Genomic DNA, 14,164 nt, shown 5'->3' with positions numbered 1-14,164 from the left:
ATGCTTTCGCTGATAAAGGAAATAGCTAACGAAAAAGAGTTTGCCATTGGTAACGATGTGGTTCACTTGCCTCAGTTTGAGCTATCTTATCAAGAACTTTTTAAGCGAAAGGTTTATACGGATAAAGAAATGGCCTATTGCGAACAGTTTGAGCCTGCATTATTGCGTTACGCATCTACATGGGCTGCCAAAGAAGCTGTTTACAAAGCTGTAAAACAACTAAATCCGGATCCTTTAGCCTTCAAAAAGATTGAAATCTTAAGGGAGAAAATCGGAGGTAAGCCTATCGTGAATTTACCATCAAACTACGACAATTTATCGGTTAGTTTAAGCCTTAGCCATGATGGTGATTATGTGTGGGCGGTGGCTTTGGTGAAAGAAAATCTTTGACATGACCTCCCATTTTTACCAACATCCGCTAGTAAAGCTGCATTATTACAAGTTTGGTAATGGACCAAAAGCTATGCTGTGCTTTCATGGTTACGGGATGCACGGCAGGCAATTCACTTTGTTGGAAGAAAGTTTAGGACAACAATATACGTTTTACGGGTTCGATTTGTTTTTCCATAAACAGACCGTATTGCAAAACACCGAGCTTGAACACGTTAAAAACGGCATTAGCAAAGCAGATTTAGCACAACTGTTTGTCGATTTTTGCAGAGAGCAAGGTATAGAGCGTTTTTCGCTGCTTTCTTATTCTATGGGAAGTTTTTATGCGGCCACATTGGCCGAAAAAATTCCCGAGAAAATTGAATGCTATATAACAGCGGCGCCATCTAACCTTAAACCCGGGCGCATCATCACTTTTTTAAGCGCCAACAAAATAGGCAACAAGCTGCTGGAACGTTTGGCTTTAAGCGATAAAGCCATGATTCGCTTGCTTGAGCTGTTAAAAAAAGGGAAAATTATCGACAAAAAAGCGCATGAGATTTTATTCCGCGAAATTGCCACGCCCGAGCTACGTTTCAGTTTTTTTGCCTGTGCAACGTACCTCCGCTTTTTAAAAACAGACCTTCCACTTTTTATCCGGCAGCTGAATAAGCATGATATCCCTAGCATTTTTATTTTTGGAAAAAGAGACAAAAGCTATCCGGCGAGCATTGGGAAAGGCACTATCCCAAAAATAGAACATGCAAAACAGGTGTTGTTGGATGAAAACCACGACTTGGTAAAGCAAAACTTTGCACAAACTTTAACAAATTTGCTTTCATGATTATCAAAGCTAAAAGCTACCCGCGTCCTATTTTTTTGATGGGCGCAAAATTTATAAGCTGGGTGGTTAAACGCCGTTTCAACAAGTTATCGATAGATAAAATAGCGATAAAGCCCAACCACTCGTATTTGTTAATGTGCAACCATTTCAGCTTTTTAGACGGCTTTTTGGCTAATTATTTATGTGTAAATCTAATTAATAAGCAACAGCCTATTAAAGGAATTTACATTATGGTTTTAAAAAAGCAGATGCAAATGAACCCTTGGCTACGTTTTTTAGGCTGTTTTTCTGTTTCGCCGGGCAAGGCAAATGTTAACCAAAGTTTAGATTACGCCGCCCAAAAACTCAACGAACCCGGAAATGTAGTCATCATGTTTCCGCAAGGCAACTTAGAATCGTGCCATGTACGCAAAATTGAGGCTAAAGAAGGCATTAACCATATCATCTCTAACACTAAGAACAATTGCCAACTTATTTGGAGCAGTAACTTGGTGGAGTATTTTGAAAGCACAAAACCCTCTGTATATTTTCATCCTTTAGATTGTGGAACTAACACGGGTTTTGAGTTTGAGAAACTGAAGCAGCAAATTAACAAACACCACCAACAAGCTTTAAAAAGCCAGCTGCGCTTTACGTTTGAGGATTAATTTTCGCGTGGTTTTTCCCGTTTACTGCCGTCGTACAAATCGTATTCCAGCATCCTGCAATCCAATTTTCCATTGTAAAACTCAATCTTGCGGGAGGCTTTTAAACCTATTTTCTTTGCCAGATCTGGGTTGCCGGTAAAAACGTAACCTTTATAACCTTTGCACTGCTGTTTCATAAAATCGCCAATGCGTTTATAGGTAATTTCCAGTTCGCTTTGTTGGCCCAAACGTTCGCCATATTCGGGGTTAAACATTACAGCGCCTTTTGCGCCTTGTGGTACATCAGTGTGTTCAAAGTCGCAAACTTGGAAATCTATCAAATGGTCCACACCAGCTGTGCGCGCGTTTTTAAATGAAATATCCACCGCATTTTCTGAAATGTCACTGGCAATAATTTTAAAATCCAAATGTTTAATTACCTGCTCTTTTATGCGTTTGCGCTCGGCTAAAAACACTTCCTCATCGTAACCTAAAATGTGCATAAAACCGTAGTTCATGCGCAACAAACCGGGTGCGCGCTTGGTGGCAATCATGGCGGCTTCTATGGCTAAAGTGCCAGAACCGCACATGGGGTTAACAAAAGCCGACTGCCTGTCCCATTTGCTGGCCAGCACACAGGCAGATGCCAATGCCTCTAACATAGGCGCTTTGCCGGGTATTTTACGATAGCTATGTTTGGCCAGGGTTTCGCCCGAGCTGTCTATAAAAACTTCTGCCTCGTTTCTGCGCCAATACAAATGGATCACGGCTTTAGAATAATCCGGGCCAGAATCCGGCCTTATCTTATGCTTTTGCTTAATGCGGTCAACAATGGCGTCTTTCACTTTCACATTCGCAAACAGCGGCGTGTTAATGTGGGGGTTATCCACATTAGAGGTTACAGAAAAATATCCACTAAAATCTATCAGCTTTTCCCACTCAATTTTTACGAGATTTTGGTACAGCTCATCGGGGTTTTCGGCTTTAAAATCAGCAATGCGGTATAAAACCTGGCTCGCACATCTTAAGTTGAGATTCAGGCGGATACAATCATTTAAAGATGCTTGTAGCTCCACGCCGGTGGGGAAAACTCTTTCGGGCTTAAAACCCAGTTCGCGGACCTCTGTTTCAAGGTAGGTGGCTAATCTTTTATTGCAGGTGACAATTACCTTTTGTGGAGTGTTGAAAACTTGTAGCATAAGGGAGCGCAATTTACTGAAATAAAATTTAGAGATTTGAAACAGATTCAAACGAGAACTATGGATATTAAAGGCAAAGTACATTTCGTATCAGACGTAATAAACGTAACTGAAACATTCAGAAAAAGGGAATTGGTGGTTGAGTACGCTGAAAACCCTCAGTATCCGGAATTTGTGAAATTTGAAGCAACTCAGGACCGCGTAGCTTTGCTAGACGGTTTAAGCGTGGGTCAAGATGTAGAAATTTTCTTCAATTTAAGAGGAAGAGAATGGACCAACAAGCAAGGTGAAAAGCAATATTTCAACACCCTGCAACTATGGAAGGTTAACGTGTTAGGCGCCGCAGAGCCATCATCTGCCGCGGCAGCACCCAGCATCCCAACGGTAGATATTTCATCTGACGCTGGTGCTGATGACGACCTACCGTTCTAAAACAGCCTATTTTCTAATTACAATGCGATAAAAGCGGTATCAACGCCCAACGTTGGCCGCTTTTTTATTTTGTGGCTTCGCTATTAGCCACAGCTTGTTGGCAAAATGTTAAAAAATACAAATCCGCCATGCCAATATCCTAAAAGGCTTAAATAAAATACTATTTTTACAACCCTAAAATGCCATTATGGCTTAAATAGCGGGGTGGCGTAGTTGTTGATTTGAGTGTAACACCAAAATAAAAAGATGTTAAGTTTTATAAATAAGCTATTCGGCAGTAAGTCGGAGCGTGACGTTAAGGCCGTAAAGCCCCTAGTAGAAAAAATTAAAGCCGAATATGAGAAGTTAGCCAGTCTTTCGCATGATGAACTGCGTGCAAAAACTGCTGATTTTAAACAGCGCATAAAAGAGGCTCTTGCCGAAATTGATGCTAAAATTGCCGAGATAAAAACCAATGTGCTGGACAACCCAGACATGGCTTTAAACGAAAAAACAAAATATTACGATGAGATAGATAAGCTGGGCAAAGACCGGAACAAGAAGCTGGAAGAAGTACTTTTAGAGATTTTGCCCGAAGCTTTTGCTGTGATGAAAGATACTGCACGCCGCTTTACCGAAAATGAAGTGGTAGAGGTAACTGCAACAGACTTTGACCGTGAGCTGGCCGCACGCAAACCTAATGTGGTAATTAGCGGCGATAAAGCTTTACACCACAACAGCTGGATGGCTGCCGGCACAGAGGTAAAGTGGAACATGATCCATTATGATGTACAGCTGATTGGCGGTATTGTTTTGCACGAAGGTAAAATTGCCGAGATGGCTACCGGTGAGGGTAAAACCTTGGTGGGCACGCTTCCTATTTATTTAAATGCACTTTCTGGCGAAGGCATTCACGTGGTTACGGTGAACGACTATCTGGCCCGCCGTGATAGTGAGTGGAACGGTCCTGTTTTTGAATTCCACGGTTTAGCGGTTGACTGTATTGATAAACACCAACCCAACTCGCCACAAAGAAGAAAAGCTTACCAAGCCGATGTGGTTTATGGTACCAATAACGAATTTGGCTTTGATTACCTGCGTGACAACATGACACGTTCGCCGGAAGAGCTGGTACAAGGCAAATTGCATTATGCTATTGTGGATGAGGTGGACTCTGTTTTAATTGACGATGCCCGTACGCCTTTGATTATTTCTGGTCCTATCCCGCGCGGAGATGAGCACGAGTTTTACGATTTAAAGCCGCGTATCGAGCGCTTGGTAAATGCACAACGCAATTATGTTACCGGCGCACTTAATGAAGCCAAGAAATTAATTGCCGACGGTAAAACCGGGCCAGAGGAAGGCGAAGGCGGTTTAGCATTATTCCGCGCTTACAGGGGTTTACCAAAAAACAAAGCTTTAATTAAGTTTTTGAGCGAGCCGGGCATGAAAGGCATTCTGACCAAAACAGAGAACTATTACATGCAAGATCAAAACAAAGAAATGCCTAATGCAGATAAAGAGCTTTTCTTTGTGATTGATGAGAAAAACAACCAAGTAGAACTTTCTGAAAAAGGCATCGAGCTTATTACCGCTTCTGGCGAAGATCCACACTTTTTTGTGATGCCTGACGTAGGTACCGAGATTGCCGATATTGAAAAATCTGCCTTGAGCAACGAGGAAAAAGCCACCAAAAAAGATGAACTGATCCGCGATTTTTCGGTTAAATCTGAGCGTATCCACTCGGTAAACCAGCTTTTAAAAGCCTACACTTTATTTGAGAAAGACACCGAATATATTATTGACGAGGGTAAGGTAAAAATCGTTGACGAGCAAACCGGCCGTATTATGGAAGGTCGCCGTTACTCTGATGGTTTACACCAGGCTATTGAGGCTAAAGAAAATGTGAAGGTGGAAGACGCCACACAAACTTACGCCACTATTACGCTTCAAAACTATTTTAGAATGTACCACAAGCTTGCCGGGATGACGGGTACTGCCGTTACCGAAGCAGGCGAGCTTTGGCAGATTTATAAATTGGACGTGGTAGAAATACCAACCAACCGTCCAATTCAGCGCCAAGACAGGCAAGACAAGGTTTACCGCACCATGCGCGAGAAGTACAATGCCGTGGCTGATGAAATTGTGGAATTAACACAAGCAGGCCGTCCGGTGTTGGTAGGTACTACTTCAGTAGAAATCTCCGAATTGTTAAGCCGTATGTTAAAGATGCGCGGCATCAAACATAATGTATTGAACGCCAAATTGCACCAAAAAGAGGCCGATATTGTGGCAGAAGCCGGTAAAGCTGGTCAGGTGACTATTGCAACCAACATGGCCGGTCGTGGTACGGATATTAAGTTGGGCGAAGGCGTAAAAGCGGCGGGCGGTTTAGCCATTGTAGGTACCGAGCGTCACGAGTCTCGCCGTGTGGACAGGCAGTTGAGAGGTCGTTCGGGACGTCAAGGAGACCCGGGTTCTTCGCAGTTCTTTGTTTCATTGGAAGATAACCTGATGCGTTTGTTCGGCTCGGAGCGTATAGCCAGCTTAATGGTGCGCATGGGTATCGAAGAAGGCGAAGTAATCCAGCATTCCATGATCACCAACTCTATCGAGCGTGCGCAGAAAAAAGTAGAAGAAAACAACTTCGGCATACGTAAACGTTTGTTGGAGTATGATGACGTAATGAACTCGCAACGTACCGTAATTTATACCAAACGTAAAAACGCCTTGTTTGGCGAGCGTTTAGATGTTGATATCGAAAACATGATTTTGGATGTGGTGGATGATGTGGTTATCGATTATAAAGAAAGCAACAATTACGAAGGCTTTAAATTAGAGGTGTTGCGCATTTTTGCTTTTGATAGCGCTGTTACAGCAGAAGAATTTGCGGCCAGCAACGCCAACACTCTGGCTGATAAAGTTTTTGCAGAAGCACAGGCTTACTACAAACGTAAATCAGAAGAGGTGGCCAAACAGGCTTATCCGGTATTAAAAGACGTTTACGAAACCCGCGGTGATAGCATCGAAAGCATTATTGTTCCGTTTACAGATGGCACACACGGCATCCAAATTGCTGCACCTTTGAAAAAAGCGGTAGAAAACCAAGGTAAAGAAGTAGTAAAAGCGTTTGAAAAAACCATTACGCTTTCGCTGATAGATGACACTTGGAAAGAGCATTTGCGCGAAATGGATGATTTGAAACAATCGGTACAAAATGCTGTTTACGAGCAAAAAGATCCGCTGGTGGTTTACAAAATGGAAGCTTTTAATCTGTTTAAAGGCATGTTGGGCGTGGTGAATAAAGAAGTGGTAAGTTTCTTGTTTAAAGGAGTAATTCCGGTACAAGGTAACGCACCAGTGCGCGAAGCCGCGCCACAACCGCGTACAGATATGAGCCAGCTGAAAACTTCAAAAGCGGATACCGTGCAAGAAAATAACGGTGTACCTGTTGATGATACACGCGAAATACAAAAAACACAGCCAATTAGGGCTGAAGTTAAAATAGGCAGAAACGACCCATGCCCTTGCGGTAGCGGTAAAAAGTATAAAAGCTGCCACGGACAATCATAAATGGAAATTAAAAGGTATATACTCTCGGTAATTTTAGCTGCTTCGTTTTTGGGTGCTTTCGCACAAGAAAACGCAAAAGTTACGGTTGTAAAAAATCCTTTGATAGACAGCCTGATTGCCCGGCGCATTGCATTAAATAAAGGCGTTACCAAAGATGGTACGCCTATTATTGTTAATGGGTACAGGGTACAAATTTTTTTTGGAAGCGACCGTAAGGAGGCTTATAATGAGCAGGCAAGGTTTAGCTCACTATACCCGGAGTATGCCACATATATTTCTTATACCCAACCAAATTACCGCGTAAAAGTAGGCGATTTTAGAACACGTGCCGAAGCCCAACGTTTAATGACCGAGCTTCGCCCTACTTTTCCAACACTATTTATTTTTCAAGAGCGTATCAACCCGCTTAAAGCCGACGAGTGATGTTAATAGACAAAATCAAAAAACTTGCTGAAGAAATACATGCAGATGTTATCCGAAACCGCAGACATTTGCACGCTAATCCCGAGCTTTCTTTTGAAGAATATAAAACATCCGCTTTTGTAAAAGCCAATCTGGAAAAACTGGGCATCCCATTTCATGAACTTGCGGGCACCGGCGTAGTTGGCATTTTAAAAGGCGACAAACCATCAAACAGCGTAATCGCTTTACGTGCAGATATGGATGCCTTGCCAATTATCGAGGCAAATGATGTAGATTATCGCTCAAAAAACGAAGGTGTAATGCACGCCTGTGGGCATGATGTGCATACCTCCTCTTTATTGGGAACAGCCAAAATTTTATCGCAGCTTAAAGCTGATTTTGGAGGCACCATAAAATTTATGTTTCAGCCCGGAGAAGAAAAACTGCCCGGCGGTGCAAATTTGATGATTCAAGAAGGTGTTTTAGAAAACCCAAAGCCTTCTGCAGTTTTAGGTCAGCACGTAATGCCTTCTATCCAAACCGGTAAAATCGGTATCCGCTCTGGCAAGTATATGGCATCAACAGATGAGCTTTATGTAACCATAAAAGGCAAGGGAGGCCACGGCGCACAACCCCAACAAAATGTGGATCCGGTGGTTATTATGGCGCATATTATTACGGCATTGCAACAGATTGTTAGCCGATGTGCCGACCCGCGTTCACCGTCGGTGCTTTCTTTTGGGAAAGTGATTGCCAACGGCGCTACCAATGTTATCCCAAATGAAGTTTATTTGGAGGGCACCTTCCGCACTTTAAATGAGAAATGGCGTGCCGAAGCACATCATAAGATGAAAAGAATGGCAGAAAGTATTGCTGAAGGTATGGGCGGTTCTTGCGATTTTAACATCGTAAACGGATACCCATTTTTAGTAAATGAAGAAAAGCTAACGGCGCGCACCAAGCAAGCAGCCATTGACTATTTGGGCCAAGAGAATGTAGAGGATTTAGATATTTGGATGGCGGCGGAAGATTTTGCTTACTTCTCGCAAGCTAGCGATGCTTGTTTTTACCGTTTAGGCACGCGAAACGAAGAGAGGGGCATTACTTCATCGGTACATACACCAACATTCGATATTGACGAAAAAGCTTTGAATTTAAGCACCGGGTTAATGGCTTATTTGGCCTTAAAAGAACTAGGCAACTAAACACTACCGCGATGAAGAAGCTCGTGTTTTTAGTGTGGTTTTCCTTAATATTCGGTTCGGTATTTGCGCAAGAAAAAGTTGATATTTATCATCCGGAAGCAAATGCAAAACAAGACATTACGGATGCCCTTGCTAAAGCAAAATCAGAAGGTAAGCACGTGTTTTTGCAGATTGGTGGTAACTGGTGCATTTGGTGCATACGTTTTAATAAACTGGTAACAGAAAATGCTGAACTTAAAAATTTACTAAGCCAAAATTATGTAGTGGTGCATGTGAATTACAGCAAAGAAAATAAGAATGAAGAGGTTTTGGCTAGTTTAGGCTATCCTCAGCGTTTCGGCTTTCCGGTGTTTGTAGTTTTAGATGCGGATGGTAAACGCCTACATATTCAAAACTCGGCTTATTTAGAAGGAGGAAATGGGCATAACGCTACTTTAGTTTCAGATTTTTTAAAAGCTTGGACACCAAAAGCGATAGACCCTGCCACTTACAAAAATTGATTTGTTAATTAAATACATAAAATATGAAATCGATTTTCTTTTCTGCCTTAGCTGCCGCGCTTGCCCTTACAGCCTGCAATCAAAATAAAACGGCAAATTCCGGTGCGGATAGTTTAGCAACCAGCAACGCGGATACGCTAAAAGAATGTTATTTGGCAACTTCTGGTAAAGACTCGGCCATGCTGCACATTAACCAGTTAAACGGCAAGGTTACGGGCACGCTTACTTATAACTTTTTCGAAAAAGATGATGCAGACGGCGATATCAAAGGATCGTTTAGCGGAGATACCCTTTTTGTAGATTTTACGTTCAAGGCGGAGGGCACTGTTTCCAAAAATCCGCAAGCTTTCTTAAAAAAAGACGGCAAGCTGTACCAAGGTTATGGCAATATTGAAAGTTACATGGGCCGCACCTATTTTAAAGACCATAGCCAAATTAAGTTTGACCAAGGCTTTGTTTTTGATGCGGTAGATTGTAAGTAGGAATTTGCTGATTTTTTTGAAACCTTTGCTAAGCGGCAAAGGTTTTTTGTTTTAAGAAGATTTTAGCTTAATGATAACCGAAAGCGTACATTAACGCTAAGTCCATTGCTGTGAATAAGAATTGAAAAAGAGATGGATTTACAGATTTTATCAACCGCGCTACTTGATGCGTATCTTGAAAAAACTCCGCGGGACCTTCTGCAAAGGTTCTCCGCTTTGGAAGATGCCGAAATATCAACCCCCGAGTTTAGCTTTTACACTTCGGTAGCATCTGTGTTTAGCAGTAAGATTGAAGGAGAATGTATGGAATTGGATAGCTACGTGAAGCACAAAAAATATGGTTTGTCTTTCCAACCCGATTATACAAAAAAGATAGATGATTTGTACACTGCGTATATTTTTGCCCAAAATAATGTGCTAAATGAAGCAAATACGAAGGTTGCGCACCAACATCTGAGCAAACATTTAATTACTGCGGATTGGCAGGGGCAATACCGCAACCAAAACATGTACGTGACTACAGACGATGGTAAAATAGAATATGTTGCGGCAGAACCCCATGAAGTAAAAAATGAGGTCAGCTATTTCTTTAGCGATGTGGAAACTTTGCTCAACAGAAATTTAAGTTTACAAGAAGTCTTTTATTTTTCTGCGATGATCCATCTGGTTTTTGTAAAGATTCACCCTTGGGCAGATGGTAACGGGAGAAGTGCCCGCTTATTGGAAAAGTGGTTTATGGCAGAAAAATTGGGCGCTAAAGCTTGGTTTTTACAGAGCGAAAAAATGTATTATAACAATCATCAAACCTATTATGTCAACTTGCGTCGTTTAGGTTTAGAATATTCACAATTGGATTATTCTAAGGCTTTGCCTTTTTTATTGATGTTGCCAAACACGCTTAACCATCAGTAATCCCCAAAAAATGCAACTCAGCTACCAACCTTTTAACCTTCAGCTCAAATACCCTTTCACCATTGCAAAATTTTCGCGCACGTACACGCCTTTGATGTTGGTGCAGGTACATCACTTAGGCTTTACAGGTTACGGCGAGGCTTCTATGGTTCCTTATATGGGCGAGAGCCATGAAAGCGCTACCTCGTTTTTACAAAAAGTACAGTTACAACAGTTCGGCTACCCCTTCAACTTTGAGGAAATCCTATCTTATCTAGATTCGCTTGCGACCGGACAGCCCGCCATTAAAGCCGCGATAGATATTGCTTTACATGATTTGAGCGGTAAAATATCGGGGCAAGCCTGTTACCAAATGTTTGGCGCCGACCCACAAAAAATGCCCGAAACTACCTGCACCATCGGGATAGATGAAATACCCATTGTCCGTAAAAAAGTAGAAGAAGCTTTGGCAGCTGGTTTCCGTTTGTTGAAAGTAAAACTAGGGCGCGATAGCGATAAAATATTAATCAACACCGTACGCGAAATGTGCGATTTGCCTTTATTTGTAGATGCCAACCAAGGATGGAGCAATAAAGAGGAGGCTTTAGAAACCCTGCATTGGTTACACGCGCAGGGCGTGTTGCTGGTTGAGCAACCGCTAGACAAAAACGATACCGACGGACACGCTTGGTTAATAGAAAGCAGCCCTGTACCCATTATCGCCGATGAAGCCGTACAGCGCCTGGCGGATATCGACAGCATCAAACACGCCTACCATGGCATCAACATCAAACTGATGAAGTCTGCCGGTATGCACGAAGCCTTTAACATGATTAAAAAAGCACGCCAATGCGGTTTAAAAATATTGATTGGCTGCATGAGCGAAACCAGCATTGCCACCTTAGCGGCTGCCACGCTGGCACCACTTTGTGATTGGGCAGATTTAGACGGCCCTTTTTTAAGTAGCAACAATCCCTACCAAACACCCGGTTTTAAAAATGGGCGCTACGTACTTAGCCCGGCACCCGGTTTAGGCCTGCAATTTTAACCGATTAAATGCTTGTCTTAGCGCTATAAACGCTAATTTAGCACGCTGTAATTGAGCATGGTTTTTGTTCAATCTGTATCTCTGTAATAATTCAAAAAATGAAAGACAAAGTTAGAGTTAGATTTGCTCCTAGTCCTACAGGCGGACTTCATATTGGTGGCGTGCGCACAATTTTATTCAACTACCTTTTTGCTAAACACCACCACGGCGAGTTCATTTTGAGGATAGAGGATACAGACCAAACCCGCTTTGTTGAAGGTGCAGAAGAATATATTTATAACTGCTTAAATTGGTGCGGCATTAAGCCGGATGAAAGCAGCCGCGATGGTGGCGCATACGGGCCTTACCGCCAAAGCGAAAGAAAAGCGACCTATCGCCAATATGCCGAGCAATTGGTAAAAGCCGGCCACGCATATTACGCTTTTGATACCGCAGAAGAACTGGAATCAAAACGCCAAGTGATTGAAAACTTTAGGTACGATCACAGCTCAAGAAAACACCTGCGCAACTCTTTAACCATTCCGCACGAGGCCGTAGAAAGCCTGATAAAAGAAGGCGCGCCGCACGTTATCCGGATAAAAATGCCCGAAGACCAGCATATTTCTTTTACAGATATGATCCGTGGCGATATTTCCTTTAATAGCAGCGAGGTTGACGATAAGGTTTTGCTAAAAGCAGACGGAATGCCCACTTATCATTTAGCGGTAGTAGTGGATGATTACCTGATGAAAATAAGCCATGTGTTCCGCGGAGAAGAATGGTTGCCTTCATCGCCGGTGCATTTGCTGTTGTGGAAGTATTTTGGGTGGGAGCAAGAAATGCCACAGTGGGCGCATTTACCTTTGATTTTAAAGCCAGACGGCAACGGAAAATTAAGCAAACGCGACGGTGAGCGTTTTGGCTTTCCGGTATATCCAATTAACTGGGTTGATGCCAAAACAGGAAAGCGTGCAGAAGGTTTTGTAGAAACCGGCTTTTTGCCAGAAGGTTTTATAAATATGCTGGCCATGCTAGGATGGAACGACGGTACCGACCAGGAGCTGTTTAGTATGGACGAGCTGATCGAAAAATTTTCTTTGGAGCGGATACATAAAGCTGGAGCTAAGTTTGATTACGAAAAAGCCAAGTGGTACAACGGCGAGTGGATTAAGCGCAGCAGCGCACAACACCTATTGCCTTATGTAAAACAGGTGCTAAATCATAAAAACATCAATACGCCACACGATGATTATCTGCTGAAAGTAATTGAAATGGTAAAAGAGCGTTGCGTTTTACTAACTGATTTTTACGATCAAGCATCTTTCTTTTTTACCGCACCCGATAAATGGGACACCAACGCCGTGAAACCTAAATGGTCTGCAGAAAAAGAGGCTTTCTTTTTGGCTTTCGCCGATGCGATAAAAGATAAAAACCAGCTCGAGAGTACAGCTACCGAAAGTTTATTTAAAGAATTAGCTGCAGAAAAAGGTTTAAAAGTTGGCGAAGTGATGTTGCCTTTGCGCATCATGCTGGTTGGCGGCAAATTTGGGCCGCAGGTGTTTGATATCGTAAGCCAGTTAGGCGCAAACGAAGTCGTTTATCGGATAAATAATGCGGTGGAAGTTTTTAAAGATTAACACATCAATTTTTCGTTAACCCATTCTCGAAAACAACATTTATTGGCCATCGCCCAAGGGTAAATTCCTTTTGGGCGCAATTCTCTAATCGCTTAAACGAAAATCCGCGTGCCCGAGAAGTTTTGCCTAAACTCGCTGGGTGTACAGTTCTTCTTTTTCTTAAAAATGCGGTTAAAGTTAGAGATGTTGTTGAAACCGCAGTTATAAGAAATCTCCGCAATAGAATGCGTGCTATCAATCAACATCCTTGAGGCATGGCCCAGCCTAATCTCATTTAAGCTATCAATAAAGGTAAAACCTGTGCGTTTTTTTATAAATCTGCTAAAAGAAACTTCTGTCATATTCACCAATTTGGCCACGTCTTTTAGCACAATCGCTTTGTCGTAGTTGTTGTTCATATACTCAAAAGCTTTGTCTAAGCGCCGGCTGTTGTAAGTTACCACCAAATCATTGGTAAAACCCGTATCAGATAAGGTGTACATACTGCGCGAGGTAGATAAATCGTGCAAAATCAACATTAAGGAAATTACAGAATCAAAGCCGCTTTTTTTGTTTAGCGAGAGTATGCGGGGCGCTATGGCCGTAACTGCTTCTTTTGAAAAAGAAATCCCTTTTGAAGAACGCTCAAACATTTTACGGATAAAACTAAGTTGGTTTCGTTTCAGAAACTTATCATCCAGCAAATCCTTATGCCACTGCACGGTAACCTCTGTAATATTTTGGCTGGTACATTCGTGCGTAAACCAAGCGTGTGGCAAATTTGGGCCCACTAAAACTAGCTCCATATCTTCGATTACTTCAATATGGTCGCCAATAATCCGTTTAGCGCCCTTTGCGTTAATAATCAAATTCAGCTCGTACTCATCATGGTAATGCAAAGGAAAATTAAATTCCTTTTTCACTCTAGAGAACATCGTAAAACAATCGTTTTGTGTTAAAGGGGTAATCTCCTTAATAATATTCGGATGGTTCATAATTGGATTTCAATCTTTCAAATT

The 14,164-nt window shown here is 42.2% G+C and carries 14 protein-coding genes; 12 read left to right on the top strand and 2 right to left on the bottom strand.

The features are described from left to right. The 3 genes from BCY91_RS00855 to BCY91_RS00845 all read left to right on the top strand — a co-directional run bounded on the left by BCY91_RS00855 (position 1) and on the right by BCY91_RS00845 (position 1,860). Positions 1-390 carry a holo-ACP synthase gene (locus BCY91_RS00855; RefSeq protein WP_120180119.1) on the top strand — a complete coding sequence of 130 codons (390 nt, stop codon included), beginning with the start codon at positions 1-3 and terminating at the stop codon, positions 388-390. A 73-nt stretch (positions 391-463) separates the two neighbouring features. After that, positions 464-1,213, top strand: coding sequence for an alpha/beta fold hydrolase (locus tag BCY91_RS00850; protein WP_245988962.1), 750 nt, complete (start codon positions 464-466; stop codon positions 1,211-1,213). After that, the gene (locus BCY91_RS00845; protein WP_120180117.1) at positions 1,210-1,860 is read left to right on the top strand and encodes a 1-acyl-sn-glycerol-3-phosphate acyltransferase; all 651 of its coding nucleotides are present in this window, start codon (positions 1,210-1,212) and stop codon (positions 1,858-1,860) included. The genes BCY91_RS00850 and BCY91_RS00845 overlap by 4 nt, the downstream gene beginning before the upstream one ends. On the opposite strand, the gene BCY91_RS00840 is transcribed toward BCY91_RS00845, so the two are convergent. Then, positions 1,857-3,038: a THUMP domain-containing class I SAM-dependent RNA methyltransferase gene (locus BCY91_RS00840; RefSeq protein ID WP_120180116.1), complete on the bottom strand. Its 1,182-nt coding sequence runs from the start codon at positions 3,036-3,038 to the stop codon at positions 1,857-1,859. The two genes, BCY91_RS00845 and BCY91_RS00840, sit on opposite strands and share 4 nt — an antisense overlap. A gap of 60 nt (positions 3,039-3,098) precedes the next feature. Here BCY91_RS00840 and BCY91_RS00835 point away from each other — a divergent pair, with 60 nt between their 5' ends. The 9 genes from BCY91_RS00835 to gltX all read left to right on the top strand — a co-directional run bounded on the left by BCY91_RS00835 (position 3,099) and on the right by gltX (position 13,166). Continuing rightward, on the top strand, positions 3,099-3,470 hold the full coding sequence (locus BCY91_RS00835) for a DUF3127 domain-containing protein (protein ID WP_120180115.1): 372 nt from the start codon (positions 3,099-3,101) through the stop codon (positions 3,468-3,470). 246 nt (positions 3,471-3,716) lie between these two features. Next, positions 3,717-7,022, top strand: a complete 3,306-nt coding sequence (secA, locus tag BCY91_RS00830; protein WP_120180114.1) for a preprotein translocase subunit SecA — start codon at positions 3,717-3,719, stop codon at positions 7,020-7,022. Next, a complete protein-coding gene (locus BCY91_RS00825; RefSeq protein ID WP_120180113.1) occupies positions 7,023-7,445 on the top strand; it encodes an SPOR domain-containing protein in 423 nt (140 codons plus the stop codon). Further along, a complete protein-coding gene (locus BCY91_RS00820; RefSeq protein ID WP_120180112.1) occupies positions 7,445-8,629 on the top strand; it encodes a M20 metallopeptidase family protein in 1,185 nt (394 codons plus the stop codon). Before BCY91_RS00825 ends, BCY91_RS00820 begins: the two co-directional genes overlap by 1 nt. 11 nt (positions 8,630-8,640) lie before the next feature. Further along, positions 8,641-9,129 (top strand): thioredoxin family protein, encoded by a 489-nt coding sequence (locus tag BCY91_RS00815; protein ID WP_120180111.1) that lies wholly within the window; start codon positions 8,641-8,643, stop codon positions 9,127-9,129. A 23-nt stretch (positions 9,130-9,152) separates the two neighbouring features. Next, positions 9,153-9,611 (top strand): hypothetical protein, encoded by a 459-nt coding sequence (locus BCY91_RS00810; protein WP_120180110.1) that lies wholly within the window; start codon positions 9,153-9,155, stop codon positions 9,609-9,611. A gap of 132 nt (positions 9,612-9,743) precedes the next feature. Next, positions 9,744-10,523, top strand: coding sequence for a Fic family protein (locus tag BCY91_RS00805; RefSeq protein ID WP_120180109.1), 780 nt, complete (start codon positions 9,744-9,746; stop codon positions 10,521-10,523). Positions 10,524-10,533: 10 nt separating this feature from the next. Further along, positions 10,534-11,550 carry a dipeptide epimerase gene (locus tag BCY91_RS00800; RefSeq protein ID WP_120180108.1) on the top strand — a complete coding sequence of 339 codons (1,017 nt, stop codon included), beginning with the start codon at positions 10,534-10,536 and terminating at the stop codon, positions 11,548-11,550. A gap of 98 nt (positions 11,551-11,648) precedes the next feature. Beyond that, positions 11,649-13,166, top strand: coding sequence for a glutamate--tRNA ligase (gene gltX, locus BCY91_RS00795; protein WP_120180107.1), 1,518 nt, complete (start codon positions 11,649-11,651; stop codon positions 13,164-13,166). Positions 13,167-13,258: 92 nt separating this feature from the next. Here the strand turns inward: gltX and BCY91_RS00790 are convergent, their stop codons facing one another. Then, complete coding sequence (locus tag BCY91_RS00790) at positions 13,259-14,140, bottom strand: AraC family transcriptional regulator (RefSeq protein WP_120180106.1); 882 nt, start codon at positions 14,138-14,140, stop codon at positions 13,259-13,261. Positions 14,141-14,164: the final 24 nt, after the last annotated feature.

This window comes from Pelobium manganitolerans, assembly GCF_003609575.1.
GTDB lineage: Bacteria > Bacteroidota > Bacteroidia > Sphingobacteriales > Sphingobacteriaceae > Pseudopedobacter > Pseudopedobacter manganitolerans.
The sequence above is the reverse complement of the archived record's forward strand: the minus strand, read 5'-3'. Positions and strand labels throughout refer to the sequence as shown.

What these genes read in the sequence shown, in the direction of transcription:
- BCY91_RS00855 (WP_120180119.1), top strand. Translation starts at nt 1, where the DNA reads ATGCTTTCGCTGATAAAGGAAATAGCTAACGAAAAAGAGTTTGCCATT.
- BCY91_RS00850 (WP_245988962.1), top strand. Translation starts at nt 464, where the DNA reads ATGCTGTGCTTTCATGGTTACGGGATGCACGGCAGGCAATTCACTTTG.
- BCY91_RS00845 (WP_120180117.1), top strand. Translation starts at nt 1,210, where the DNA reads ATGATTATCAAAGCTAAAAGCTACCCGCGTCCTATTTTTTTGATGGGC.
- BCY91_RS00840 (WP_120180116.1), bottom strand. Translation starts at nt 3,038, where the DNA reads ATGCTACAAGTTTTCAACACTCCACAAAAGGTAATTGTCACCTGCAAT.
- BCY91_RS00835 (WP_120180115.1), top strand. Translation starts at nt 3,099, where the DNA reads ATGGATATTAAAGGCAAAGTACATTTCGTATCAGACGTAATAAACGTA.
- secA (WP_120180114.1), top strand. Translation starts at nt 3,717, where the DNA reads ATGTTAAGTTTTATAAATAAGCTATTCGGCAGTAAGTCGGAGCGTGAC.
- BCY91_RS00825 (WP_120180113.1), top strand. Translation starts at nt 7,023, where the DNA reads ATGGAAATTAAAAGGTATATACTCTCGGTAATTTTAGCTGCTTCGTTT.
- BCY91_RS00820 (WP_120180112.1), top strand. Translation starts at nt 7,445, where the DNA reads ATGTTAATAGACAAAATCAAAAAACTTGCTGAAGAAATACATGCAGAT.
- BCY91_RS00815 (WP_120180111.1), top strand. Translation starts at nt 8,641, where the DNA reads ATGAAGAAGCTCGTGTTTTTAGTGTGGTTTTCCTTAATATTCGGTTCG.
- BCY91_RS00810 (WP_120180110.1), top strand. Translation starts at nt 9,153, where the DNA reads ATGAAATCGATTTTCTTTTCTGCCTTAGCTGCCGCGCTTGCCCTTACA.
- BCY91_RS00805 (WP_120180109.1), top strand. Translation starts at nt 9,744, where the DNA reads ATGGATTTACAGATTTTATCAACCGCGCTACTTGATGCGTATCTTGAA.
- BCY91_RS00800 (WP_120180108.1), top strand. Translation starts at nt 10,534, where the DNA reads ATGCAACTCAGCTACCAACCTTTTAACCTTCAGCTCAAATACCCTTTC.
- gltX (WP_120180107.1), top strand. Translation starts at nt 11,649, where the DNA reads ATGAAAGACAAAGTTAGAGTTAGATTTGCTCCTAGTCCTACAGGCGGA.
- BCY91_RS00790 (WP_120180106.1), bottom strand. Translation starts at nt 14,140, where the DNA reads ATGAACCATCCGAATATTATTAAGGAGATTACCCCTTTAACACAAAAC.